The sequence below is a fragment of the Brevundimonas goettingensis genome (genome assembly GCF_017487405.1).
Lineage (GTDB): Bacteria > Pseudomonadota > Alphaproteobacteria > Caulobacterales > Caulobacteraceae > Brevundimonas > Brevundimonas goettingensis.
This window is the reverse complement of sequence record NZ_CP062222.1, coordinates 456399-480304: the sequence shown is the minus strand read 5'-3', so window position 1 is coordinate 480304 and position 23906 is coordinate 456399. Positions and strand designations below refer to the sequence as shown.

Sequence of the window (23906 nt, the reverse complement as noted above, 5' to 3'; positions counted from 1 at the left end):
CGATCAGCCCTTCTTCTCGGCCTGGGCCGGAGCCGCGGCGGTCATGGCGTCCGAACCGCTCAGCACGGGCTCGGAGATGGAGGCCGGGATCGGCAGCGGCGTCTCCTTCAGTCCCACCAGCGGCAGGATGATGAAGAAGAAGGCGAAGTAGTAGGCCGTCAGCAGGCGCGTCAGCCACAGGTAGGAGTTCAGGTCCCCGTCGATCAGGTTGAACGTCGTCATGTTCGGGATGACGTGGCTGTCGGGCAGCTGACCGCCGCACCAGCCCAGACCGAGGCCGACCAGGCAGAAGACCACGAAGAAGGTCCGCATCGTCGGGCGATAGCGCATCGAGCGCACCTTGGACGTATCCAGCCAGGGCAGGATGAACAGCACGCCGATGGCGCCGAACATCGCCACCACGCCGCCGAACTTGTCCGGGATGGCGCGCAGGATCGCGTAGAAGGGCAGCATGTACCACTCGGGCACGATGTGCGCCGGGGTCTGCAGCGGGTTGGCCGGGATGTAGTTGTCGGCGTGGCCCAGGGCGTCCGGCATGAAGAAGACGAACAGCGAGAACAGCATCAGGAACAGGATCAGGGCGAAGCCGTCCTTGACCGTGTAGTAGGGGTGGAAGGGCACCATGTCCTTCTTCTCCCGATCCTTGGGGATCAGGATGCCGACCGGGTTGTTCTGGCCCGAGGTGTGCAGCGCCCACAGGTGCAGCACCACCACGCCGAAGATCACGAACGGCAGCAGATAGTGCAGCGAGAAGAAGCGGTTCAGCGTGGCGTTATCGATGCCCGGACCGCCACGCAGCCAGATCAGGATCGGCTCGCCGATCAGCGGGATGGCCCCGATCAGGTTGGTGATGACCTCGGCGCCCCAGTAGGACATCTGGCCCCACGGCAGGACGTAGCCCAGGAAGGCCGTGGCGATCATCAGGAAGAAGATCACGCAGCCCAGGATCCAGATCATCTCCCGCGGAGCCTTGTACGATCCGTAATAGAGACCGCGCAGCATGTGGATATAGACCGCCATGAAGAACATCGACGCGCCGTTGGCGTGGATGAAGCGGATCAGCCAGCCGCCGTTCACGTCGCGCATGATGCGCTCGACCGAGGCGAAGGCCAGGGCGGTGTTGGGGGTATAGTGCATGGCCAGGACGATGCCCGTGATGATCTGGATCATCAGGCAGACCGTCAGGATGCCGCCGAAGGTGTACCAGTAGTTCAGGTTCTTCGGGGTGGGCAGCGACAGATAGTCGGCGCCGAAGCGGACGATCGGCAGGCGGGCGTCAAGCCACTTCTCGATGCCGGTCTTGGGGACGTAGGTGGATTCGTGATCGCTCATGGTCTGGTCTGGCCTCAACCGATCTTGATGCGGGTGTCAGTCAGGAAGGCGTAGTCCGGAACCACCAGGTTCTTCGGCGCCGGTCCCTTACGAATGCGGCCCGAGGTGTCATAGACCGAGCCGTGGCACGGGCAGAACCAGCCGCCGTACTCGCCCGAACCGAAGGTCGGGATACAGCCCAGGTGGGTGCACGAGCCGATGACCACCAGATATTTGGAATGGCCGGGCTTCACGCGGGCGCTGTCGGCTTCCGGATCCTTCAGCGAGCCGACCGGATTGGCGGCCTCATTGATTTCCTTGGCCGTGCGGTAACGCACGAACACCGGCTTGCCCTGCCAGGTGATGACGACCTGCTGGCCTTCCTGGACCTTGGACACGTCGAACTCGATGGTCGAAAGCGCCAGGGTGTCCGCGGCGGGGTTCATCTGGTTGATCAGCGGCCAGGCCACCATCGCCCCCGCGCCGACGGCCATGGCCCCGGCTGCGATATGGATGAAGTCACGGCGGGTGGCGTCAGACTCGACGCCCTCTGTAACGACCGGTTCGGCCAACGTTTCACCCTCTTATTGGCCGTCGTCCCCGGACACCCGAAAGTGGAGCCGTCACGTCGGCAGTATGTCGTTTGCGAGTCACGCGGGTTAACCCGGCCCTCCCCCGCGGTCGGTCACCGCAAGTCGCTGATGCTTCTTGCGAAACAGTCGCAAATTGGACCGCGACAAGCCCCCAGGCCACGCGTATTAGGGGCTTAGAATGCGTCTCGCCCTTTTTCAACCGGACATCCCTCAGAATGTCGGCGCCTGCATCCGGCTGGGCGCCTGTTTCGGCGTCCAGCTGCATGTGATCGAGCCGGTCGGCTTCCGTTTCGACGACCGCGCCATGAAGCGCGCCGCCCTCGACTACGGCCCTCTGGGCCATATGACACGGCATTCCGACTGGGATGCGTTCCAGCGCGACCGCGCTCCGGGCCGGCTCGTTCTCTTCACGACGAAGGGCGCGACCAGTCTGTCGAACTTCGTTTTCGAACCCGACGACGTGTTGCTGTTCGGTCGCGAGACGGTCGGCGCCCCCGACTATGTCCACGCCGCCGCCGACGCCCGCGTCTTCATCCCGATTCGCCCCGAGACGCGTTCGCTGAACCTGTCGGTCAGCGCCGGGATCGGGCTTTGGGAGGGGTTGAGGCAGGTGCGGTAGGGGTTTCGCCCTATCGAACCCCGTCTACCGTCAGGCCCTTCCGGATCAAAATCCCAAGCTTCTAGTTCAGTCCCATCTTCTTGATGATCCATGCTCCCAAAACGGCGAGCAGAACCGAACCGGCTCCCCCCGCTAGGGAAACTCCTGCCCATTTGAAAAACGGATGTCGTTCAACCCAAGTCTTCGCCCCCAAGGTCCAACCCGCGAAATGATCATCGGCCTTACGCAATAGCCGGCCCCTAGCTCCCTCAAGCAGCCGCTCGCATTCCTTCAGCGCGTCACCTTCGATCTTGAGCTTCTTCACCGCATCAAGTGTGACTTCGGCCAGCCGTCCTATGCCTTTGCTCACCTCGTCCCTGGTAATGCCTTTGAGTTGGCTACGGCTCACCCATGCCCCTCGGCAGGCCAACTCCAGCTTCTCAAGCCCACTGGCGACCAGCTTTTCTCCGAGAGCCTCGGCGGAGCCGATAGCGCGCTTGGCTGTCGCACCGCTGAACAGCAACCCTTTGGCGGCCTGATCGGCCCATATTTGCCGAATGGCTTCCTGCTGCTCAATCACGAGGCAGGCGGTCTCATAATGGATTTGGTCAGCGAGTTCGGCCCGCCTGCCGCCGCCTAAAGCCATCATACGCGCGCCCAGTCCCGGTCTTGGTCAATCAACAGCTGCGGTTCGATAGCCCCTTAGTCAAATTCTACAGTCAGTTTTCTCGATCTGACGCACGGCTGCTTGGAAAACGTCTCGGAGGAAATAAACCACCCAATTGGGTTAGCGGCAGCTACAAGGTGGTGCCGATCGGATACCCAATCTCCTCGGCGTACTCGAAACCTGCGTTGGTTACGGCGAATAGCTGCCCCTTGTGACCTCTGTCAGAGAGGAATCCCCTTTTTACTAGTTCCTCAACCGCTCCTGTCCAGCGCGCGGTGTCTCGGGGACTGTTGTCGCCAAAAGTCTCCCGCCCAGCTTGGACGTGCGTTCCGCCTAGCGTCCGAAGGACCATTATGGTCCCGTCCTGAACGGCGCTTCGGAGCAAGGCCGCAGCGGCTTCTGACAGAGAAGGCTCCGCCGACCGGAAAGAACCCATATCCGGGTCAAGATTCACCGTAACATAACCGCCCTCGGCGGCCCCAATAACCGACTGCAAATAGGGGTTTTGCTGAAGCGCGAGCGGAACTTGTCGCTGAAGTTTCATCCTAAAGTCGTCGAGGCTTTGATAGGTCTGAACGAGTCCTTCAGTCATCGCCCAGCTTTTGAACTCCTTCAGCTTCTCATACTGTTCACGATCTACGCTGTCCGGACGCACAGGAGCTTCGGAAAAGTAGATCATAACGGGCTTACCTGCCTTTCTGTGGCGATCTATCTCTTCGATTGACCCACTGATAGCCTTGCCAGTGTCACTGCCCACCCGTGTCCAGAATATCCCAATTAGAAGGTCTGCATCAGCCAGTAGACGCTCGTTGATCATGTCTTGGGGGCGTCCCGATAGCTCGGGCGAGGAATGCGTTTCCCAGCCAACCGGCATCAGAACAAGGGCCTCTCGCTTCGAATAGACGTCATTCCATTCGGTCAGGATTTGGCGAACGAGCGCCCTCTCGGTGGGCACATCGCTGGGAGAAGCGATCATGACGGAAACGACGTTCGCTTTGTAAGCCATCATGCCCCTCAACCTAGGACTGCCAAGATAGGGCAGATTCGCGGGACGAATCCTAGAGGCCAATCAAGCATCGACTTCGTAAGCTCGGAGCGCCCGAATACCGGCGCGTTTCGGACCAGAGAATGTGCTCTGACGGCAGCGGCTAGCTGTTGAGGGACCGGACGGCGAGGTAAGGAATTTATTCCCATATACACCTTGCGCCCTCGCCCTTACCCTCCCACCTCCAGCGCGGTCTTTGACATCAAGCCCCCTCCCGAACCGTCCTCAGGTCCGGCGTCCGAATTTCGCATAATCTGGCGGTCCGCCAGGCGCCCGAAACCCTAACCCGTTGAAATCGCCTGATGGTGTTGGCGGGATTTGGCGGTGTGGCGGTGTTTTTCGCGGACTGACTCCGCCACTTCCGGCACGGTTTGGCACGGTGGCACTGTTTTTTCAGGGCGGCGCCGTGCCACTTCACCCGGCCGCGGCGGCCGCCCCCATCGCCGCATTCACCGCCATCCCCGGCCGTTCGTCGGCCTTGGACCGGGCCACGGCCTCGACCGCCCGCATGACGCGCAGCAGGTTCTCGCCGGCCAGTTTGCGGATGTCGGCCTCGCTCCATCCGGCGGCCATCAGGGCGGCCAGGATTTCCGGATAGGCGTCCACGCCGGTGATGCCGTCGGGCAGGCTCTCGACCCCGTCGAAGTCGCCGCCCAGCCCCACATGGTCGATGCCCGCCACCTCGCGCACATGCTGGATGTGGGCGACGACGTCGGCGACCGTGGCGTGGGGGCGCGGATGGGCTTCGGCCCAGGCGGCCAGGGCGGGGTCCAGAGGCTCGGCGCCCGGGTCTACGCCGAGGCGGGTCGCCTCCTCGCCCATCTGCCGGTTCCAGTCGGCGATGGCCGCGCTCACGAAGCCCGGCACGAAGGTGACCATGACGATGCCGCCGTTCGCGGGCATCAGCCTCAGCACCCTGTCAGGCACGTTGCGCCGGTTGTTGGTGACCCCCCGCGCCGAGGAGTGGGAGAAGATCACCGGCGCCTCCGACACCCGGATGGCGTCCAGCATCGTCTCTTCCGACACATGGGACAGGTCGACCATCATGCCGATGCGGTTCATCTCATGGACCACCGCCTCGCCGAACGGATTGAGCCCGCCCCATTTCGGCGCGTCGGTGGCGCTGTCGGCCCATGAGGTCGTCTTCGAATGGGTCAGGGTCATGTAGCGCGCGCCGGCGGCCTGAAACTCCCGCAACAGGCCCAGGGAGTCGTCGATCGAATAACCGCCCTCCATGCCGATCAGGCTGGCGATCTTTCCGGCCTTGTGGATGCGCTCGATGTCGGCGGCGGTCGTGGCCAGTTCGAACACGTCCGGATGGGCGGCGACGATCCGGCGGACCGTGTCGATCTGTTCGAAGGTCTCCTTGACCGCCTCGGCGGGCGTGATGTCGGCGGGCACATAGACCGACCACAGCTGGCCCCCAACCCCGCCCGCGCGCAGCCGGGGGATGTCGGTATGCAGGCCCGTCGCTGTCAGGTCGGTGGTCAGGTCCACGGCATAGGGATCGTTGCTGTGCTTCTCGCGCAGGGCCCAGGGCAGGTCGTTGTGCCCGTCGATCAGGGGCGTGGTTTTGAGGATCTCCAGCACCCTCGCCTCGCCCGCAGGGTCTGCAGTCTGGGCCATCGCGGCGGACGCCATCACGGCGGTGGAGACGACGGCGAGGCCGAGGCTGCGGATCATGAGGGAGGCTCCGAACGGTGAGGGTCGAAGGTCCCCCGCGCGCCGCCCGGCCTCAAGTGAAATCGACGCAAGGCGGGGCCGCGATCACGCAGCCCCGCCCTTCCGTCGGGTCGGCTTAACGGATGTCGTAGACGCCCGTGATGTCGATCTTCACCGACAGCTCGCCGGCCGAGACCGGAGTCGAATCGGCGCCCGCGGACTGCATCCGCGCCATGGCGAAGACCGGCATCGGCGGCTGGGGCGTATAGCCGCCACCCTCGTTCAGCGAGCGGATGCCGCCCAGCTGGACGCCGAGCGCCTCGGCATAGAGCCGCGCCTTGGCCTGCAGGGCCTGGACGGCCAGACGGCGGGCCTGATCCTCGGCCGTCTTCGGGTCCTTGAGCCCGAACGAGATGCCGTCGATCTGGTTGACCCCGGCGGCGACGACGGCGTCGGCGGTGGTCCCGACCCTGGTCAGGTCGTTGATGTTGACCGTGACCCGGTTGGTCGCCTGATAGCCGCGCAGCTTCGGCGGTTCGTTCTGGACGTAGTCGTACTGGGCCTGGAGGTTCAGGCCCGAGGTCTGGATGTCGCGCTCGGCGATGCCGGCCCGGCGCAGGGCGGCGGCGACGCGCGTCATCTGCGTCGCGTTCTGGGCCATGGCCTCCTGGGCCGTCTGGGCCTCGGTGACCACGCCGAAGGTGATGGTGGCCATGTCGGGCGCGACCTTGACCTCGCCCGTCGCCGACAGGTTCAGCGACGGCTGGGTCTGGACCATCTGGATGGTGCTCGAGACGGGCGCATTGCCCACGGACTGGGCGAAGGCCGCCGGGGCCGTCAGGGCGGTCGCGACCATCAGGGCGCCGCCGACGGCCAGTGTGCGAAATTTGAGGGTCATCTGGGGTCTCCTGGGAACGATCCTGCAACGGCCCGCGAAATGCGTGACCGTCCTGAGCGTTCCTTTGGACCCTTCCTCCTGAACGACGACGTCAGGACTACGGTCAGGCTTTGTTCATCGGGATGAAATCGCCGACAGACTGCAGGCGGCTTTGCAGCCGGCCCATCCCCTGCTAGGCCCACCGTTCGACCTTGGGGGCCTGTAGCTCAATGGTTAGAGCCGACCGCTCATAACGGTCTGGTTGGGGGTTCGAGTCCCTCCAGGCCTACCAGTCGCCCTCAGCGCGGATCGCGATCCTGCTTGCGCACCCGATGTCGGCCGTAGAGGCGGTCGTGGATGATCAGGGTGTCGCGGATCGTCGGCAGGATGAAGCAGGCGACGACCACAGGCGCGATAACGGACATCAGAATCAGCATTTTTTAGTCCTCCCGACGAATACCTGCCCACAAGCGGAGCCGTTGAGGAACAGGGTTAATCAAAACCCATACCAAAGTTATAAGAACCCAAACGGGTGTCTTCCGGCCTTGAAACCGGGGCGTTCCCGGGCTTCGTTCGTCCCATGCGCTTCCATCCCGTCTTCCAGAACATGCCGGTGACCGTCTTCGAGACTATGTCGGGGCTGGCGAGGACGCACAGCGCGATCAACCTCGGCCAGGGCTTCCCCGACGCTCCGGGGCCGGAGGATCTGAGGCGGGCGGCGGCCGAGGCGGTGATCCACGGCTCGAACCAGTACGCCCCCTCGCGCGGCCTGCCCGAGCTTCAGGCCGCCGTGGTCGAACACTATGGGCGGCTACAGGGCGTTCCCCTGACGCCCGAGGGGGTGCTGATCACCTCGGGCGCGACCGAGGCCATCGCCGCCTCGGTACTGGCGGTGGTCCAGCCCGGCGACGAGGTGGTGGTCTTCGAGCCCGTGTATGACGCCTATGTGCCGCTGATCGAGCGGGCCGGCGGGGTCGTCGTGCGGGTGCGGCTGAGCCCGCCGGAGTGGCGCATCACCGAGGGCCTGCTGGCCGGGATCGCGGGGCCGAAGACCCGGGCCCTGATGTTCAACAACCCGCTGAACCCCGCCGGCCGGGCCTTCGACGCGGAAGAGGTGGCGACCGTCGCCCGCTTCTGCGTCCGGCACGACCTGATCGCCATCAGCGACGAAGTCTGGGAGCATGTGATCTTCGACGGCCGGACGCACAGATCCTTGCTGGCCGAGCCCGGGATGGCGGAGCGCACCCTGAAGATCGGCTCGGCGGGCAAGATGTTCGGCCTGACCGGCTGGAAGATCGGCTTCGTCTGCGGCGCGCCCGAGGTCGTCGATCCGGTCGCCAAGGCGCACCAGTTCCTGACCTTCGCCACCGCCCCCAACCTGCAGAGCGCGGTCGCGCAGGGGCTGGCCTGGCCCGCGGACCGGTTCACGGCCATGCGCGCCGAACTGCAGCAGTCGCGCGACCGGCTGGCCTCGGGTCTGGCGGCCCAGGGTTTCATCACGACCGCCAGCGAGGGGACCTACTTCCTGTGCGTGGACCTGAGGGCCTCGGGGATCGATCTGGACGACGAGAAGGTCTGCCGCCGGCTGGTGACGGAGTTCGGGATCGCGGCCATCCCGGTCTCGGCCTTCATGACCGGCGCGGACCGCCCCACCGGCATCATCCGCCTGTGCTTTGCCAAGGCCGACGCCGTGCTGGACAAGGCGATCCTGCGGCTGGGCCGGGCGCGAGACGCGATGGGCGGCTGAGCCCATCGCTTCGCGGATCAGTAGGGCGTCACAATCGGCGCGACCGGATTGAGCAGGCCGAAGCCGCCACGGCTCGGGGCGCTGCACCAGGTCTCGCGCAGACGCTCCTGCTGGCGGATCCAGCCACGGTCGTATCGGGGGTCGTTGGCATAGGGCAGCGGCGGGTTGCGCCGACCCCAGCGGGCTTCGCCGTAGTAGCGGGTGTCGTCGATGAAGCCGCCGTCGCGGGTGTACCAGCCGCAGCCGGAGTTGAACCGCCCCATGCCCGGCAGGACGTAGGCGTCATTGACATAGGGCAGGCCCATCGCCCCCTCCTCCTCGGCCCACCACTCCTGCGGATAGGGCCGGGTCATGCAGGAGAAGCGGTCGTCACGGCGGCGGCCGCCCCAATCGGGGCTGTAGCGGCCGCGATACTCGTCGCGGAAGTCAGGGCGGCAGATGTCGCTGCGCGACCACAGGCGGTTGTTGCTGGCGTCGACGTCACCGCGCGGACCGGATTCAAAGGGCCGGTCGACGCCGGAGAAGATGCTGGCGGTCACCACCGCACGGCCGGCGTCGGCATAGACCCCGACGTAGCGGGCGCGGACGCGGGAATCGTCGAGCTTCAGCTCGCCGCCATAGACGACCAGACCCTTGTCGGCGAGGCAGACCTTTGAGCCCTGGACATTGACGCGCACGCCGTCGACGGCGACGCCCTCATTATAGCCGCAGATCCGGCTGTTCACGATGTTCAGCTCGCCGAGCGAACGACGCGAACGAACGTTCACCCCGATGGAGCGCGGGCCGAAGTTGGACGGGTTCTTCTCACCGGTCAGATAGACGGAGTTGATCAGCGAGGGGCCGCCCGAGCCGGGCGCGACCTCGATGCCCGACTGGGCGTTGATCACATTGACGCTGACGGCCGTCAGGGTGCCGTCCTCGACCAGGATGGCGGGCGACATGGTCTGGGCGTCGATCGAGGCGTTGCGGATGTCGAGGATGCCGCCCCGGATCAGGAAGGGCGATTCATTGCCGACGTAGCGCAGGGAGACGCGGTCCAGCACCACCGTCGCCTCGTCGCCCGCCACGCAGGGAGCCTCGCCGGCGGTGGGCGCGGCCATGGCCAGGTCCTGGATCACGGCGCGCACGCCCGGCGCCACGGTGATGCAGGGCAGGCCTTCGGGCGCCTGGAGCGTCACTTGGCCGGCATAGGTTCCCGAGCCGCGCACCGTCATGGGCTTGTCGATATTCAGCCAGCCGACGCAGGCGCCGCCGTTGGAGCGGATGGTCAGGGTGCCGCCCGCCGGGACGCGGCGCACCGCGTTCTCGATGGCGCCGCTGCCGGGATTGCCGCCGCACTGGACGATGACCTCGTTCGGTCCCGCGCCCGGGCCGTAGCCGGGGCCCCAGCCGCCGTCGGGACCCGGACGCCAGTCGGGCCGGTAGTCCGGACGGTGGTCCCGGTAGTTGTATCGGCGGTGGTTGCGGTTCCGCGTCCCCGCCGAGGGGCTGAGCAGCAGGCCAAAGTTCGGGCGCGTCTGGGCCTCGACCCGCGCAGCCGTCTGGGCGGCGGCCGGGGCGGCGTCAAAGGCGGTGAAGACCACGGCCGTCGCGGCGGTGGCCAGGGTCAGGAGGCGGAGGGCGGAAGCCGGCGGCGTCTTCATCGGAAAGTCGCCTCCTAGCGGCGCGGTGAGCGGGAGACCTGGGCCAGGACGGCTTGCAGGCGCGAGGCCGAGGGGCCGAAGCCCGCCAGCGCGGAATCGATGCGGTAGGCGACGGCCTCGGCCTTGTCCTGATCCGCCACCCCGGCGACGCCGAGGGCGAAGAAGGTGGACATGGCGAACTTGGCCTCCGGGTTCCCCTGTTTGTCGGCCAGTGAGTACCAGTGGAAGGCGCGGGCGTAGTCGGCGGGGACCCCGATGCCCTCGGAATACATGACCGCCAGCACCAGCTGGGCCTCGGACGAGCCGTTCATGGCCGCCAGCTGGATAGCCCGAACCTTCTCGAGCGGCGAGAGGAAGGAATCCATCGGATGGCCCAGCATGGCCTCGAAGGATTCGATCTCGTGCTTGGTCAGGCGGTTCGGCTCGATCGGAACGACCGTGACCACGCCCAGATATTTGAGCGCCCGCCCGACATGGACGAAGGGCATTTCGGTCTGCATCCGCGACAGGGCGTAGTCATAGGCGTCGCCGCGCGGACGGCTCTCGTCCGAGAAGGGCACGCCCGAGGCCGGGGCGTCGTTGGGATAGAATTCGTAGGGCGGCACCCACTGGCGCGCCTTGGCCTCAACGAAGGCGCCCGAGGCGGCGCGGCTGGGCGAGGACCGCTCGAAATCCTTGAGCAGGACATAGGCCCCGACGTCACCGGTCTGGACCGCGAGGTAGTTGTAGAGATAGGCGTCGACGTCGTTTCGCTGGAACAGATTGACCGCCGAATAGCGGGCGCCGCGCCATTGCTCGTCGCGGCTGGCCCCGTCCTTGCGGCCGTAGGCCTCGCGTCCCTGTGGGTTGTCCTCGGGCTCGCCGAAGGGGCCGAACAGGGAATCGTGCAGCCGGGCCAGGGTGCGGAAGCCCTGGGCGTCCTGGGTCGACAGGATGTAGATCATCCGGTCGCGCACCTCTTCCTGCTCGTCGCGCGACATGCGCGACAGCTGGGCGTCCAGACGATTGTAGGCCTCGTGCCGTTCCCAGGCGCGGCAGTCATCATAGCGCGACAGCGAGCGCAGCCGGCCGAACATGCCCCGGCGTTCGACGCGATTGATCGGCGAATAGCCCTGGTCGTTGGCCAGGGCCATGCCGGTCCAGACCGAGCTTTCGATCGGATCCTCGATATTCTTGTCGGTGGCGCGGACGGCGGCGTAGCGCTGACCCAGCTCCAGCTGGGCGAAGAAGTCGCCGCGGAAGGCCGCACGGCGCAGGGCGCGCAGGCCCGCCTCCTGGGCGTTGAACTCCGAACCGGTCAGGGAGGCGGGGCGCGGACAGGCGTTGGCGTTGGCGCCGCCGCTCTGACGCCAGAAGGTCGGACCGCGATCGCCGCAGCTCGCGACGGTTCCGGCCACCACGGCCAGGGCGAGAATGGCGGCGACAGCCGTCAGCGGCCCGCGCATGTTGCGCGAACCTGATCCGGCCCGATGCTTGTCGTCCCCCTCGCTCATCCCCGACCCCGAATCCCCATTCGCCACGCGACCTTAGCCAAACTGGCGGCGTTAACCATTCCGCAAACCGACGTTCGGGTCTAGTGACTTTGCAGTATGGTTAACGCGCTTTTGCAACAAAGCGTTGCCGCATAACGACCAAATTGCGTCGCCCCGCGACTTCTCCCCTGATTTCATAGACTTGCACGGCTCGCCTGACAGGCGAGTGCGTCAAGACGCGCACAGGTCGCGGAGCGCGCCGAAGAGGCCTATATGCGCCCTTCACGCCCCCTTTCGACGCCTGCGAGCCTCCCGATGTCCTATGTCGCCCGATCCGACCGCCCCGCCGACAAGGCCCAGGCCTATGCCGAGGTCGAGGCCGAAATCCTGGCGGTGCTGGACGGAGAAACCAACCGCACGGCTCGGATGGCGACGGTCGCCTCCATGCTCGCCGACGCCTTTGACGCCTATTTCTGGACCGGCTTCTATGTCGTCGACGCCGACAAGCCTCGCGAACTTGTGGTCGGTCCCTATCAGGGCACCCTGGGCTGTTTGAGGATCGCTTTCGGGCGCGGCGTCTGTGGCGCGGCGGCCGAGACGCAGCTGACCCAGCTGGTTCCCGACGTCCACGCCTTCCCCGGCCACATCGCCTGCGACAGCCGCTCGGAGAGCGAGATCGTGGTCCCGGTGTTCGACGCCTCGGGCGAACTGATCGCCGTCTTCGACGTGGACGCCACCGAAAAGGCCGCCTTCGATGAGGTCGACGCCGAGGCCCTGGAGCGTTTGCTCAAGGCCGTCTTCGCCGCATAGGTTCGACCGGCGGGAGGAAGACCGAATGACGACCCAACTCTGGAGAAGCCTCCTCTATCTGCCGGCGTCGAACGCCCGGGCGATCGAGAAGGCGCGGACGCTGGATTGCGACGTCGCGGTGCTGGATCTGGAAGACGCCGTTGCGCCGGAAATGAAGGCCGAGGCGCGCGCCGCTGCTGTCGAGGCGGTGCATTCGGGCGGCTTCGGGCCGCGTCTGGGCGTGCGGATCAACGGTCTGGACACCGAATGGGGCGCCAAGGACCTGAAGGCGCTCTCGGAAACGAATGTCGGCCTGATCGTCGCGCCCAAGGTCGAGAGCGCCGAGGCCGTGCGTGAGTTGAACGCCGCCCTGCCTGCTTCGGCCGCCCTGATCGCCATGATCGAGACCCCGGCGGCCCTGATGCGGCTGGAGAGCATCGCCGGCGTCGGCGGAGCCCTGGCGGGGCTGATGCTGGGCGTCAACGATCTGGCGGCGACGCTGGGGACGGGCCCGGCGGCGGACCGCGAACCGCTGAAGCCCTGGCTGGCGGCGACAGTGGCGGCGGCGAAGATGCATGGGCTGATCGCCCTCGACGGGGTGTTCAACCGCATCGAGGACGGCGACGGCCTGGCCGCCGAATGCGCGCAGGGACGGCTCTATGGCTTCGACGGCAAGAGTCTGATCCATCCGTCGCAGATCGCGGCGGCCAACGCGGCCTTCGCGCCCTCGCCCGCAGAGGTGGAGCAGGCCGAGGCCATCGTCGCCGCCTTCGCCGACCCGACCGCCGACGGCAAGGGCGCGATCCGCGTGGGCGGCGCCATGGTCGAACGGCTTCACCTGGCCTCGGCCGAGCGGCTGCTGGCGCGACATCGGATGGCGACGGGGGGCTAGGCGCGCCACGCGACCGCCCCTAGACACGACCGGTGACCTCTTCGCTCCCTGAATCGTCAAACGTGACACCGGCCCCCACGTCGGCATGGGTCTGCGCGCCCGGCGTGCTCAAGGTCCCGTTCCTGGCGGAGTTCCTGCCCGACTACGCCCTCGGCGCCCTGCCCGGTCCGGATGTGAAAGCCGTGCTCGGCTGGGGGATGAAGCCGACGGCGGCGGCGGGACGGCGGCTCGCCGAGAGGCGGGGCATCCCCTATGTCGCGCTCGAGGACGGCTTCCTGCGGTCGGTGGGTCTGGGCGAGAGCGGGGCGACCTCGCTGAGCCTGATCGTCGACGATCTCGGGGTCTATTATGACGCGACCCGGCCCTCGCGGCTGGAGGACCTGATCCGGACCGCCCCCGACTGGTGCGACGCCGGCCTGACCGCCCGGGCGCGCGACCTGATCGCCGGGATCGTGGCCTCGGGCGTGTCCAAGACCAATATGGGCGGGCCGCTGGATCAGGGCCAGCTAAAGCCCGGCCGCCGCGTCCTGATCGTGGACCAAACGCTCGGCGACGCCTCGATCGGTTACGGCTTGGCCTCGACACAGTCGTTCAGCGACATGATCGCCGCCGCGCGCCGCGACGAGCCAGACGCCCAGCTGATCGTCAAACGCCATCCGGCGGTGGCCGCAGGGCGCAAACAGGGCTGTATCGCCGCCGCCGACCTGACCGGCGTCACCCTGATCGACACCGACGTGCGGCCCGCCGATCTGCTGGCCCATGTCGACGCCGTCTATGTCGTGACCTCGGCCCTCGGGTTCGAGGCCCTCCTGCGCGGCCTGCCGGTCCGCTGTTTCGGCGCGCCCTTCTATTCAGGGTGGGGCCTGACCAGGGACGCGGTGGACACGAACCGCCGGGGCGAGGCGCGGTCGATCGAACAGGTCAGCGCCGCCGCCCTGGTCCGCTACACCCGCTATGTCGATCCAATCACCGGCAAACGCTGCGAGGCCGAACAGGCGCTGGACCGGCTGATCCGGCTGCGCGACCGGGCCGAGCGGCTGCAGGGCTTCTGGGCCGCCGCCGGTTTCGCCCCGGCCAAGCGGCCTCCGATCCGCAAACTGCTCAACTCGCCGCGCGGCGAGGTGCGCTATCACTGGTTCGCGAAAAACGCCGCGAAGGCTGCGGAAGAACGGGGTGGCAAGCTGATCTGGTGGGCCGGCAAGGAGAGCCCGCCGATCCTCCAGGCCGCCGCCGCGAGCACCGCGCCGACGGTTCGGATGGAGGACGGCTTCATCCGCTCGCGCGGCCTCGGCTCGGACTTCTTCGGCGCCCTGTCAGTCGTGCTGGACGATCTGGGCGTCTATTACGACGCGACCGGGCCGAGCCGTCTGGAGACGCTGATCGCGACGAAGGAATACGACGCCACGGCCCTGACGCGCGCGGCGCGGCTGCGGGACCGGATCGTCGAGGCGGGGCTGTCGAAGTACAATCTCAAGGGCGAGCCGCCCGCCGGATGGCCTACGGATCGCGAGAAGCTTCTGGTCGTAGGCCAGGTCGAGAACGACCGGTCGATCCGGCTCGGCTGCACCGACATCCGCACCAACACCGGGCTGGTTGAGGCGGCGCGGCGGGACTTCCCCAATGCCTTCCTGATCTATCGCAACCACCCCGACGTCACCGCCGGCAACCGGCCGGGCCTGCTGGACGCGGGGGCGATGGATGCGGTGGACGCCGTCGCCGACGATCTGGACATCATCGACTGCCTGAACGCCTGCGACCGGCTGGTCACCCTGACCTCCCTGTCGGGGTTCGAGGCCCTGATGCGCGGCAAGGCCGTGACGACCTATGGCCGGCCCTTCTACGCGGGATGGGGTCTGACCGAAGACCGGACCGGGCCGTTCGAGCGGCGCGGCCGAAAGGTCTCGCTCCAGGCCCTGATGCACGCGACCCTGATCGACTATCCGCTCTACGTCACGCCCACGGGCTGGCCCTGCGAGGCCGAGGATCTGGTCGAGGCCCTGATCGCGGCGCGCGATACGCCCCTGCCCGCCCCGCCGCGTGGCCGGATAAATCGATGGTGGAGAGGGATCAGAGCCTCTCTCGACCGGACGCCTCCACCGGCCTATTAGACGGGTCCAGAAAAAGAACGGACCGCCCCCTCGTGCCCGAGGCGCCGCCCGTCGAGCGTCAGGGTAGAGTCCATATGATCCCGTCCGTCATCGCCGCCACCGGCCTGTTCACCCCCGAACAGTCGATTTCCAACGAGGAACTGGTCGAGGCCTACAATGCCTGGGCCGACCAGTGGAACGCCGACCATGCGATGGAAATCGCCGAGGGCGATGTCGCGGCCCTGACCCATTCCTCGGTGCCGTTCATCGAAAAGGCCTCGGGCATCAAGTCCCGCTTCGTGCTCGACAAGGCCGGGATCATCGATCCGAAGCGGATGGCGCCGAACATCCCGGAGCGCGGCAATGACGAGCTGTCGATCATGGCCGAGATGGCCGTCGCCGCCGCGAAGCAGGCGATCGAGGCCTGGGGCAAGCCGGTGTCGGAGATCGGCGCCGTGCTGTGCGCCGCCTCCAACATGCCCCGCCCCTATCCGGCCCTGGCCGTCGAGATCCAGCAGGCCCTGGGCATCGAGGGCTTCGGCTTCGACATGAACGTCGCCTGCTCCTCGGCGACCTTCGGCATCAAGACCGCCGCCGACTTCATCGGCTCGGGCTCGGTCAAGGCGGTGTTGATGGTCAACCCCGAGGTCTGCTCGGCCCACCTGAACTTCAAGGATCGCGACAGCCACTTCATCTTCGGCGACGTCTGTACCGCCGTGATCGTCGAGGCGAAAGATCAGGCCGGTCCGGGCGGCTGGGACATCCTCGGCACGCGGCTGAAGACCGTTTTCTCGAATAACATCCGGAATAATTTCGGCTTCCTGAACAACGCCGCGCCCGAGGGTATCGGCAAGCCGGACAAGCTGTTCATCCAGCAGGGCCGCAAGGTGTTCAAGGATGTGGTGCCGATGGTGTCGGACATGATCGTCGACCACGCCGGCGAGCTGGGCCTCGACCCGCATGAGCTGAAGCGCCTGTGGCTGCACCAGGCCAACATCAACATGAACGAGTTCATCGGCCGCAAGGTGCTGGGCCGCGACCCGACGCCGGAAGAGAATGTCATCGTCCTCGACGAATACGCCAACACCTCCTCGGCCGGTTCGATCATCGCCTTCCACCTGCGTCACGACGGCTTCGAGCCCGGCGACACCGGCCTGATCTGCAGCTTCGGCGCGGGCTACTCGGCGGGCACGGTGTTCGTGCGCAAGCGCGGCTGATGGTGGATCGCAGCGACATCGGCGCCGTCGTCGACGCCATGTACGCCTGTATCTCGGGCCCGGCCGGTCCGCGCGACTGGGCGACCCAGCGCGAGATCTTCCATCCCGACAGCCGTCAGGCCCGCACGGGTCTGGACGCCGAGGGCCGTCCGACCATGTTGGTGATGGGCCGCGAAGAGTATCAGGCCAATGTCACACCCTTCTTCGACGCCAACGGCTTCTTCGAGGTCGAGATCGAGCGGCGCATCGACGTGTTCGGCAATATGGCCCAGGTCTGGAGCGTCTATGAGGCCCGGACCGCGCCGACGGACGCGGAGCCCGAGCGGCGCGGCGTCAACTCGATCCAGCTGGCCCGCGGTCAGGACGGACTTTGGTCCATCCTGCATATGATCTGGGACAACGAACGCCCCGGCCTCACTGTCCCGAAGTAGGGGCCTTCGAAGCGGGCGCGCCCGCCGGATGGGTCGCTTTCCACACCATGGCGGCGTGGATGCGGTTGCCGACGCTGGGGTGGTCGTAGAACAGGATCTCCTCCAGCTTGCCCGGCGAGGGCGCGCGGTATTCGGCGGTCTTGATCAGGGCCTTGGACAGGCCGTCGGGCTCGTTGGCGTGGACCATGGAGAAGTGATCTGCGTCCGCCTCGGTGACGCGGGTGAGGGTGTTCATCAGCGGGGTGCCGATGAAGCCGAGGAAAGCCAGCACCCCCATGACGATCGGCAGGCCCGCCGGGTCGCGAATGTCGCCGACCTTGTTGGCGCCCAGCAGCTTCCTCGCCACCGGGTAGAGACGGTCGGTCAGCCAGAAGGCCAGGGCGACCAGTACGATCATGACGCCGACGATCCAGAGAATGTGGCCACGCACATAGTGGCCCATCTCGTGACCCACGACGCCGCGCACCTCGGCGAGGTCGGCGCCCTTGGCGAACATGACGTCGCTCATCGCCACCCGGGCCGACCCGAAGAGCCCAGAGACATTGGCGGTATAGCGATCCGACTGTTTGGAGCCGTTGTAGATGTAGATCTTGTCCGACGGGGTCCCGGTCTCCTTCGCGAGCGCCACGACGGCGTCGCGCACCGGGCCGTTCGGGGCGGGCGTATAGGTGTTGAACAGGGGCTCGATCAGGATCGGCGAGACCACCAGGCCGATGACGATGACCACCGCCATCAGGGCCGCGCCCCAGGCCCACCAGAGCGTCCTCGCCCGCCGGATCAGGGCATAGAGCGCGACCACAACCAGCGACATCACCACCGTCGAGATAGCCGCGCTGATCAGACCCTCGACGAACCAGCCCATGAAAGGCTGTTCGGTCAGGCCGTACTGCCCCTCGCGATACCAGCTCGTGTAGATCGACCACGGCAGGTTGAGCACCCAGCTGAACACCAGATAGACGAGGCCCACGACGAAGGAGGCCAGCACCGGCCGGGCCTTGCGCTTCTCGATGCCCTCGCGGATCCGCCCCAGCAGATTGGTGCGCACGATGATCCAGGCGACCACGAGGGAGACCACGAAGCCCCACAGGATCAGCCAGTGGCCGCCCTGGGTATAGGCTACCGCCTTTGCTGTATCGGCGGGCGAGAGTGTCGCCAGCCAGACGGCGGTCGCCGCTTCCGGGTTGAATGTCGTCATGTCTAAGCCCCCTCTTTGAAAGAGCAGAGGACGCCCGGCCGGCAGGTTTGTCAGCTAAATTCGACGAAAGTTATGGCGGCTGTTCACGAAGTTTCTACTGCAAAGCCCCCTGCCCCGCTTGCACGCAGGGGGCGAGTTTGCGAGGAAGGCGTTCAATCGAGACTGTGCACTGTGGGGTGACCTGACCGATGAGCCAGAGCCAGAAGAAATCTGTATCGCCGAACGACAAGCTGTCGTTCCTGGAGTCCCTCGCCCGCGATGTGGCGCAGGTGCTCAAGAGTCTCGGCGGTTCAGCCCATCAGAATGTGGTCATCGACTGCGTCGCCGCCATGAAGCGCAATCGTGGGGAGGCCGTCGCGCCGGACCTGCGCAACGCTGTAGTCGAAGCCTTCGAACGCTATTCCCAGTGGTTCACCCGCCCGTTCGGCGAGGGATCGATGCGCTGGGCCCTCGTCGCCGAACCCGGCTGACGCCACACACATCCGGATACGCAAAAGGGGCGGCCTGCGAAGGCCGCCCCTTTGTCGTTCCGATCTCCCCGGATCAGAACTTGCGCACGTAGCTCAGCGCATAGGTGTCTGCGCCGCCCTGGTCGTGCTGGAAGTCACGATAGGTGTAGTCGGCGCGGATGCCGTTCTGCGCATCCAGGTTGTAGGTCGCGCCAGCGCCGTAGTTCCAGCTGGTCAGGTGGTCGCTGGCGGCGATGCCTGCGGCGGAACCCTTGACCTCGGTCACGCCGTAACCGGCACGGGCGAACAGGTCGATGTTGGAGGTCACCGGCAGGCTGGCGACGGCATAACCGGCGACGTCGTACCGGTGCTCGACCTTGCCGTCGACGCCGGCGACGTTGACGTCGTCATGACCGACCCCGAACGAGGTTTCGGCCTCGACGCCGAAGTTCGGGTGCAGCTTTGCGCCCACGCGACCGGTCACCGCGCCGAGATCGGCATTGTCGGTATCCAGTTGAGTGTAGCCCAGCGTTCCGTAGTAGGTCGGCGAAGTCACAGTCTGCGCCATGGCAGGAACAGCAAACAGAGAGAGAGCAGCGGTAGCGAGAAGAATGTTACGCATTGTTTCTTATTAACTCCTAGATGTGATGACTTGCGAGGTCATCAGCCCCATCCAGCGGGTTGTTAAATGGGCAGGCGGCTTGGCCGTTCCAAGGCCAATCCATTACAGTCCGGTAAGTGTGCGCCAACTGGCACAGACCGCGTTCGCGGAAGGCCGTTACACAATCGTCGCAAAATCCGGACGCGCCTCGTCAGGATCGGAGCTGCCATCCGACCGCGGCCAGGAGGGTCGAGGCCATGCCGTTGGCCGGGGTCTCGATGCCGTGGAGCTCGCCCAGGCGGACGATGACGCCGTTGCGCGCGTCCCATTCCATCGGCCGACCCGCCAGCCGATCCCCGAGGATTGAGTTCACCGAGTCCGCCGGGGAGGTCATGGCCCGCTCCACCACCCAGTCCGGGATGTGGTCGCCGAGGTCGGCGCCGACCGCGCGGCCGACGCGCACGCACTCCCACACCAGTTCGCGGGTCAGGTCGGCGACGCCCTCGGCCCGCACCACTCCGCCCGGCTCTCCGGTCAGGGCGTTGATGGCGCCGGCGCAGTTCAGCGACAGCTTGGTCCATGCGGCGGTCAGGAAGTCGTCGGTGACGATCCCCTCGATCACGCTCCCGGCGAACAGGGCGACGAAGGCCTCGCCCGCCTCCCCGGCCGGCGCGGTGACCGTGCCGTTGCGGCGGTGCTGGATGCGGCCCGGCCCCGTCCGCTCCGCAGGCACGTCAACGATCACGGGCACGATCCGGTCCGCGGGCAAGAAGGGCGTGAAACGCTCGACATGCTCGACCCCGTTCTGGAGCACCGCGACGCGGGTCCGGGGCCCCAGCAGCGGCTTCAGCCAGGCGGCGGCCGCGGCGACGTCGTAAGCCTTTGTCGCGACCAGCACCCAGTCGACCGGCGCCGTGATCTGGCCGGGGTCAGTGACCACGCGCGGCGCGGCCTCGATGATCGCGCCGTCCGGCGCCTCGACCACCAGCCGGTCCAGCGGCGAGCGGGCGCACAGGGTCAGGTCGCCGACCAGAGGGCTGAGTGAGATCCAGGCCGCGACGGTTCCGCCCACGGCCCCGGGACCAACGACGGCGACGGACAGTTTCGATGCGGTCATGACGGGGCTCCGGCTTTCCGGTCCAGCTAACGGCGCCGGTGGACATGCACAACCGGCAGGCCGAAGAACGCCGCTATGGCCTCGATCCGTCTTCGGGGCTAGCGTGGCCGCTCTGGCGTTTCGGGGGAGACCTGCCGTGAAGACCGTTCTGATCGTGACCGCCGTCGCGGCGGCCCTGTCGCTGCAGGCCTGTTCCCGCGCAGAGGAGAAGACCGCTGCTCCGGCCACTGCGCCCGCTCCCGCCGCACCGGTCGCGGAACCCACGCCGATCGTGGTGACCGGAGCCGCCATCACCATCGGCAGGACCATCTTCCCCATCGGAGCGCCCAGGGATCTGGTTCTCGCCGCCGCGACCGAGGCCGGGGGTGCGCCCAAATCGACCGGACCATTCGCGGAATGCGGCGCGGGACCTATGGATCACGCCGACTGGTCGAACGGCCTTCAGCTGCTGTTCCAGGACGAAAAGCTGGCCGGCTGGCAGACGCAGACGCCCGCCATCTCGACCGACAAGGGCATCCACGTCGGCTCGACCCTTGCGGAACTGAAGGCCGCCTATCCGACCGCTTTGATCGAGGACAGCACCATCGGCTGGACCTTCGCCTCGGGCGAGCTGATGGGGCTGCTGGGCGAGGACAAGACCGCAGTCCAGCGCATCAATGTCGGGGTGACCTGCGACTTCACCTGACCGCCGGAAGCGGTCAGCGGTCCTTTTCGCGTTCCGTGCCCGAGCGGACCGACAGGGCGGCCTGGGCGGCGGCCAGACGGGCGATCGGCACGCGATAGGGCGAGCAGCTGACATAGGTCAGGCCCACGGTCTCGCAGAAGGCGATCGACGATGGATCGCCGCCGTGCTCGCCGCAGATGCCCATCTTGATGTCCGGACGCACCGTCTTGCCGCGCTCGGCGGCAATACGGATCAGGTCGCCGACGCCGTCCTGATCGAGGCGGACGAAGGGATCGGTCTCGAAGATGCCCTTGTCCATATAGGCCTGCAGGAACCGGCCGGAGTCGTCGCGGCTGATGCCGAAGGTCGTCTGGGTCAGATCGTTGGTGCCGAAGGAGAAGAACTCGGCGTGCTCGGCCAGATCGGCGGCGCGCAGGGCGGCGCGCGGCAGCTCGATCATCGTCCCGACGAGATATTCCACGGTATCGCCGGCCTCGGCGAAGACGGCCTTGGCGGTCTTGTCGGTCAGTTCGCGCAGGAACTTCATCTCCAGACCCAGGGCGACCAGCGGGTGCATGATCTCGGGGATCGGAGCCTCGGCCGCAGTCTTCTTCACCTCCAGCGCGGCTTCCAGAATGGCCCGGACCTGCATCTCATAGATTTCCGGATAGGCGACGCCGAGGCGGGCGCCCCGGTGGCCCAGCATCGGGTTGGTCTCGTGCAGTTCGCGCGCCCGCTTCTTCAGCTTGGCGGCATCGATGCCCGAGGTCTCCGCCAAGGCGTCGATGTCCTCGTCCGTGTGGGGGATGAACTCGTGCAGCGGCGGGTCGAGCAGACGGATGGTGACCGGCAGGCCGGCCATGATGGTGAAGAGCTCGACGAAGTCCGACTTCTGGAAGGGGGCGATCTTGGCCAGGGCCACGCGGCGGCCGGCCTCGTCGTCGGAGAGGATCATCTCGCGCACGGCGGCGATCCGCTCTTCGTCGAAGAACATATGCTCGGTGCGGCACAGGCCGATGCCCTCGGCGCCGAAGCCGCGCGCGGTGCGGGCGTCGAGCGGGGTCTCGGCATTGGCGCGGACCTTGAGGCGGCGGACCTTGTCGGCCCAGCCCATCAGGGTCTGGAAGTCGCCGGTCAGCTCGGGCTCGATCATGGCCACGGCGCCGTCCAGCACCTCGCCCTTGGAGCCGTCGATGGTGATCACCTCGCCGGCCTTGAAAGTCCGACCGCGCGCCGTGAAGGTCTGGGCGGCTTCGTCGATGTGGATCTCGCCGGCGCCGGAGACGCAGGGGCGGCCCATGCCGCGCGCCACGACGGCGGCGTGGCTGGTCATGCCGCCGCGCGCCGTGACGATGCCGCGGGCCGCATGCATGCCGTGGATGTCCTCAGGCGAGGTCTCCTCGCGGACGAGGATGACGGCGTCGCCCATCTGGCTGGCCTTTTCGGCGGCGTCGGCGTCGAAGACGATCTTGCCGGTCGCAGCGCCCGGCGAGGCCGGCAGGCCGGCGGCGACGACCTTGCGCTCGGCATTGGGGTCCAGGGTCGGGTGCAGCAGCTGGTCGAGCGCGGCGGGCTCGACGCGGCTGACAGCTTCTTCTTCCGAAATCACGCCCTCGCCGGCCAGGTCGACCGCGACCTTGAGCGCCGACTTGGCGGTGCGCTTGCCGTTGCGGGTCTGCAGCATCCACAGGCGGCCCTGTTCGACCGTGAACTCGATATCCTGCATGTCGCGATAGTGGCTTTCCAGCCGCCCGACGACCTCGACGAACTCGGCGAATACGCCCGGCATGGCCTCTTCCATCGAGGGCGCGGTCTCGCCCATCTCCTCGCGGCCGACCCTGGTCAGCGACTGGGGCGTGCGGATGCCCGCGACCACGTCCTCGCCCTGGGCGTTGATCAGGAACTCGCCGTACAGGCGCGCCTCGCCGGTCGAGGGGTTGCGGGTGAAGGCCACGCCCGTCGCCGAGGTCTCGCCCATATTGCCGAACACCATCGACTGGACATTGACCGCCGTGCCCCAGCTTTCGGGGATGTCGTGCATGCGGCGATAGAATTTGGCCCGGTCGTTCATCCAGCTGGCGAAGACCGCCGAGACGGCGCCCCACAGCTGGTCCTGCGGATCCTGCGGGAAGGGCTGACCCAGCTCGCGCTCGACCACGGCCTTGTAGTCGGCGACGACCTTTTCCCAGTCGGCGGCGGTCAGGTCGGTATCGACGGTGACGCCCAGACGGTCCTTGTGGTCGTCCAGAACCTCTTCGAAGTCGTCGTGGCTCAGGCCCAGAACCACATTGGAATACATGGTGATGAAGCGGCGGTAGCTGTCAAAGGCGAAGCGCCGGTCGCCAGACAGTTTCGCCAGCCCCTCGACCGTGTGGTCGTTGAGGCCCAGGTTCAAGACGGTGTCCATCATCCCCGGCATCGAGGCCCGGGCACCCGAGCGCACCGAGACCAGCAGGGGGTTGGCGGCGTCGCCGAAGGTCTTGCCGACGATGCCCTCGACGGTCTTCAGACCGGCGGCGACCTGATCACCGAGGTCGGCGGGATAGGTGTTGGCGTTAGAGAAATAGGAGACACAGGCCTCGGTCGTGACGGTGAAGCCGGGAGGAACCGGCAGGCCCAGCCTGGCCATCTCGGCCAGGTTCGCACCCTTGCCGCCGAGAAGGTTCTTCATCGACGCGTCGCCGTCGGCGGACCCGCCGCCGAAGCCGTACACCCACTGAGTCATGCCTTAGCCCCTGAGTTAGCCAGTCTGTCGTGTCGTCGGCGGGTTGCCCCCGCTCCTGCCCGCCTGACTACATTGCTGCGACTGCGAAGGCGAGCCCGGGCTGTAACAAAGCGTGAGGAAAATA

Annotated in this window: 22 protein-coding genes and 1 tRNA gene; 10 read left to right on the top strand and 13 right to left on the bottom strand. The window is 66.8% G+C overall.

All coding sequences use genetic code 11. The features are described from left to right. Window positions 1-3: 3 nt before the first annotated feature. Both IFJ75_RS02510 and petA read right to left on the bottom strand, forming a co-directional pair. Entirely contained in the window at window positions 4-1332 is a 1329-nt protein-coding gene (locus tag IFJ75_RS02510; protein ID WP_207870995.1) for a cytochrome b, read from the bottom strand. A gap of 14 nt (window positions 1333-1346) precedes the next feature. Then, entirely contained in the window at window positions 1347-1883 is a 537-nt protein-coding gene (petA, locus tag IFJ75_RS02505; RefSeq protein ID WP_207870994.1) for a ubiquinol-cytochrome c reductase iron-sulfur subunit, read from the bottom strand. 199 nt (window positions 1884-2082) lie between these two features. Here petA and IFJ75_RS02500 point away from each other — a divergent pair, with 199 nt between their 5' ends. Continuing rightward, complete coding sequence (locus tag IFJ75_RS02500; RefSeq protein WP_207870993.1) at window positions 2083-2523, top strand: tRNA (cytidine(34)-2'-O)-methyltransferase; 441 nt, start codon at window positions 2083-2085, stop codon at window positions 2521-2523. Window positions 2524-2584: 61 nt separating this feature from the next. Here IFJ75_RS02500 and IFJ75_RS02495 read toward each other — a convergent pair whose 3' ends face one another. From IFJ75_RS02495 to IFJ75_RS02480, 4 genes are all read right to left on the bottom strand, one after another. Then, window positions 2585-3151, bottom strand: a complete 567-nt coding sequence (locus tag IFJ75_RS02495) for a hypothetical protein (protein ID WP_207870992.1) — start codon at window positions 3149-3151, stop codon at window positions 2585-2587. Window positions 3152-3299: 148 nt separating this feature from the next. Beyond that, a complete protein-coding gene (locus IFJ75_RS02490; protein WP_207870991.1) occupies window positions 3300-4178 on the bottom strand; it encodes a hypothetical protein in 879 nt (292 codons plus the stop codon). Window positions 4179-4628: 450 nt separating this feature from the next. Then, on the bottom strand, window positions 4629-5897 hold the full coding sequence (locus tag IFJ75_RS02485; protein WP_207870990.1) for a dipeptidase: 1269 nt from the start codon (window positions 5895-5897) through the stop codon (window positions 4629-4631). 115 nt (window positions 5898-6012) lie between these two features. Then, window positions 6013-6774 carry an SIMPL domain-containing protein gene (locus IFJ75_RS02480; protein WP_207870989.1) on the bottom strand — a complete coding sequence of 254 codons (762 nt, stop codon included), beginning with the start codon at window positions 6772-6774 and terminating at the stop codon, window positions 6013-6015. Window positions 6775-6969: 195 nt separating this feature from the next. On the opposite strand from IFJ75_RS02480, the gene IFJ75_RS02475 reads away from it, so the two are divergent. Continuing rightward, window positions 6970-7045, top strand: a tRNA-Ile gene (locus IFJ75_RS02475). Between the two features lie 7 nt (window positions 7046-7052). Here IFJ75_RS02475 and IFJ75_RS02470 read toward each other — a convergent pair. Then, complete coding sequence (locus IFJ75_RS02470; RefSeq protein ID WP_207870988.1) at window positions 7053-7190, bottom strand: hypothetical protein; 138 nt, start codon at window positions 7188-7190, stop codon at window positions 7053-7055. A gap of 143 nt (window positions 7191-7333) precedes the next feature. Here IFJ75_RS02470 and IFJ75_RS02465 point away from each other — a divergent pair, with 143 nt between their 5' ends. Next, a complete protein-coding gene (locus IFJ75_RS02465) occupies window positions 7334-8500 on the top strand; it encodes an aminotransferase (protein WP_207870987.1) in 1167 nt (388 codons plus the stop codon). 17 nt (window positions 8501-8517) lie between these two features. On the opposite strand, the gene IFJ75_RS02460 is transcribed toward IFJ75_RS02465, so the two are convergent. Together IFJ75_RS02460 and IFJ75_RS02455 are read right to left on the bottom strand one after the other, a co-directional pair. Next, on the bottom strand, window positions 8518-10143 hold the full coding sequence (locus IFJ75_RS02460) for a hypothetical protein (protein WP_207870986.1): 1626 nt from the start codon (window positions 10141-10143) through the stop codon (window positions 8518-8520). A gap of 14 nt (window positions 10144-10157) precedes the next feature. Continuing rightward, window positions 10158-11636, bottom strand: a complete 1479-nt coding sequence (locus IFJ75_RS02455; RefSeq protein ID WP_225896951.1) for a tetratricopeptide repeat protein — start codon at window positions 11634-11636, stop codon at window positions 10158-10160. 294 nt (window positions 11637-11930) lie between these two features. Between IFJ75_RS02455 and IFJ75_RS02450 the strand changes: the two genes are divergently transcribed. The 5 genes from IFJ75_RS02450 to IFJ75_RS02430 all read left to right on the top strand — a co-directional run bounded on the left by IFJ75_RS02450 (window position 11931) and on the right by IFJ75_RS02430 (window position 17031). Then, window positions 11931-12425 (top strand): GAF domain-containing protein, encoded by a 495-nt coding sequence (locus IFJ75_RS02450; RefSeq protein ID WP_207870985.1) that lies wholly within the window; start codon window positions 11931-11933, stop codon window positions 12423-12425. Window positions 12426-12450: 25 nt separating this feature from the next. Continuing rightward, window positions 12451-13296 carry an HpcH/HpaI aldolase/citrate lyase family protein gene (locus IFJ75_RS02445; protein WP_207870984.1) on the top strand — a complete coding sequence of 282 codons (846 nt, stop codon included), beginning with the start codon at window positions 12451-12453 and terminating at the stop codon, window positions 13294-13296. A 62-nt stretch (window positions 13297-13358) separates the two neighbouring features. Continuing rightward, window positions 13359-15404: a capsular polysaccharide biosynthesis protein gene (locus IFJ75_RS02440; RefSeq protein WP_225896950.1), complete on the top strand. Its 2046-nt coding sequence runs from the start codon at window positions 13359-13361 to the stop codon at window positions 15402-15404. A gap of 74 nt (window positions 15405-15478) precedes the next feature. After that, complete coding sequence (locus tag IFJ75_RS02435) at window positions 15479-16600, top strand: beta-ketoacyl-ACP synthase III (RefSeq protein ID WP_207870983.1); 1122 nt, start codon at window positions 15479-15481, stop codon at window positions 16598-16600. Further along, window positions 16600-17031: a Cif family virulence factor gene (locus tag IFJ75_RS02430; RefSeq protein WP_207870982.1), complete on the top strand. Its 432-nt coding sequence runs from the start codon at window positions 16600-16602 to the stop codon at window positions 17029-17031. The genes IFJ75_RS02435 and IFJ75_RS02430 overlap by 1 nt, the downstream gene beginning before the upstream one ends. Here IFJ75_RS02430 and IFJ75_RS02425 read toward each other — a convergent pair. Beyond that, on the bottom strand, window positions 17015-18226 hold the full coding sequence (locus IFJ75_RS02425; RefSeq protein WP_207870981.1) for a M48 family metallopeptidase: 1212 nt from the start codon (window positions 18224-18226) through the stop codon (window positions 17015-17017). The two genes, IFJ75_RS02430 and IFJ75_RS02425, sit on opposite strands and share 17 nt — an antisense overlap. A 188-nt stretch (window positions 18227-18414) precedes the next feature. On the opposite strand from IFJ75_RS02425, the gene IFJ75_RS02420 reads away from it, so the two are divergent. Continuing rightward, window positions 18415-18696 carry a hypothetical protein gene (locus IFJ75_RS02420; protein ID WP_207870980.1) on the top strand — a complete coding sequence of 94 codons (282 nt, stop codon included), beginning with the start codon at window positions 18415-18417 and terminating at the stop codon, window positions 18694-18696. Between the two features lie 73 nt (window positions 18697-18769). On the opposite strand, the gene IFJ75_RS02415 is transcribed toward IFJ75_RS02420, so the two are convergent. Both IFJ75_RS02415 and IFJ75_RS02410 read right to left on the bottom strand, forming a co-directional pair. Further along, the gene (locus IFJ75_RS02415; protein ID WP_263973010.1) at window positions 18770-19243 is read right to left on the bottom strand and encodes a porin family protein; all 474 of its coding nucleotides are present in this window, start codon (window positions 19241-19243) and stop codon (window positions 18770-18772) included. 244 nt (window positions 19244-19487) lie between these two features. Then, window positions 19488-20393 (bottom strand): 2-dehydropantoate 2-reductase, encoded by a 906-nt coding sequence (locus tag IFJ75_RS02410; RefSeq protein WP_207870978.1) that lies wholly within the window; start codon window positions 20391-20393, stop codon window positions 19488-19490. Window positions 20394-20529: 136 nt separating this feature from the next. Here IFJ75_RS02410 and IFJ75_RS02405 point away from each other — a divergent pair, with 136 nt between their 5' ends. Further along, window positions 20530-21078: a hypothetical protein gene (locus IFJ75_RS02405; RefSeq protein ID WP_207870977.1), complete on the top strand. Its 549-nt coding sequence runs from the start codon at window positions 20530-20532 to the stop codon at window positions 21076-21078. A gap of 13 nt (window positions 21079-21091) precedes the next feature. Here IFJ75_RS02405 and ppdK read toward each other — a convergent pair whose 3' ends face one another. Next, window positions 21092-23782, bottom strand: coding sequence for a pyruvate, phosphate dikinase (gene ppdK / locus IFJ75_RS02400; protein WP_207870976.1), 2691 nt, complete (start codon window positions 23780-23782; stop codon window positions 21092-21094). Between the last annotated feature and the right edge of the window lie 124 nt (window positions 23783-23906).

Excerpts from the sequence above, each read along its gene's own strand:
- IFJ75_RS02510 (WP_207870995.1), bottom strand. The coding sequence starts at position 1,332 with ATGAGCGATCACGAATCCACCTACGTCCCCAAGACCGGCATCGAGAAG.
- IFJ75_RS02500 (WP_207870993.1), top strand. The coding sequence starts at position 2,083 with ATGCGTCTCGCCCTTTTTCAACCGGACATCCCTCAGAATGTCGGCGCC.
- IFJ75_RS02495 (WP_207870992.1), bottom strand. The coding sequence starts at position 3,151 with ATGATGGCTTTAGGCGGCGGCAGGCGGGCCGAACTCGCTGACCAAATC.
- IFJ75_RS02490 (WP_207870991.1), bottom strand. The coding sequence starts at position 4,178 with ATGATGGCTTACAAAGCGAACGTCGTTTCCGTCATGATCGCTTCTCCC.
- IFJ75_RS02485 (WP_207870990.1), bottom strand. The coding sequence starts at position 5,897 with ATGATCCGCAGCCTCGGCCTCGCCGTCGTCTCCACCGCCGTGATGGCG.
- IFJ75_RS02480 (WP_207870989.1), bottom strand. The coding sequence starts at position 6,774 with ATGACCCTCAAATTTCGCACACTGGCCGTCGGCGGCGCCCTGATGGTC.
- IFJ75_RS02470 (WP_207870988.1), bottom strand. The coding sequence starts at position 7,190 with ATGCTGATTCTGATGTCCGTTATCGCGCCTGTGGTCGTCGCCTGCTTC.
- IFJ75_RS02465 (WP_207870987.1), top strand. The coding sequence starts at position 7,334 with ATGCGCTTCCATCCCGTCTTCCAGAACATGCCGGTGACCGTCTTCGAG.
- IFJ75_RS02460 (WP_207870986.1), bottom strand. The coding sequence starts at position 10,143 with ATGAAGACGCCGCCGGCTTCCGCCCTCCGCCTCCTGACCCTGGCCACC.
- IFJ75_RS02455 (WP_225896951.1), bottom strand. The coding sequence starts at position 11,636 with ATGAGCGAGGGGGACGACAAGCATCGGGCCGGATCAGGTTCGCGCAAC.
- IFJ75_RS02450 (WP_207870985.1), top strand. The coding sequence starts at position 11,931 with ATGTCCTATGTCGCCCGATCCGACCGCCCCGCCGACAAGGCCCAGGCC.
- IFJ75_RS02445 (WP_207870984.1), top strand. The coding sequence starts at position 12,451 with ATGACGACCCAACTCTGGAGAAGCCTCCTCTATCTGCCGGCGTCGAAC.
- IFJ75_RS02435 (WP_207870983.1), top strand. The coding sequence starts at position 15,479 with ATGATCCCGTCCGTCATCGCCGCCACCGGCCTGTTCACCCCCGAACAG.
- IFJ75_RS02430 (WP_207870982.1), top strand. The coding sequence starts at position 16,600 with ATGGTGGATCGCAGCGACATCGGCGCCGTCGTCGACGCCATGTACGCC.
- IFJ75_RS02425 (WP_207870981.1), bottom strand. The coding sequence starts at position 18,226 with ATGACGACATTCAACCCGGAAGCGGCGACCGCCGTCTGGCTGGCGACA.
- IFJ75_RS02420 (WP_207870980.1), top strand. The coding sequence starts at position 18,415 with ATGAGCCAGAGCCAGAAGAAATCTGTATCGCCGAACGACAAGCTGTCG.
- IFJ75_RS02415 (WP_263973010.1), bottom strand. The coding sequence starts at position 19,243 with ATGGCGCAGACTGTGACTTCGCCGACCTACTACGGAACGCTGGGCTAC.
- IFJ75_RS02410 (WP_207870978.1), bottom strand. The coding sequence starts at position 20,393 with ATGACCGCATCGAAACTGTCCGTCGCCGTCGTTGGTCCCGGGGCCGTG.
- ppdK (WP_207870976.1), bottom strand. The coding sequence starts at position 23,782 with ATGACTCAGTGGGTGTACGGCTTCGGCGGCGGGTCCGCCGACGGCGAC.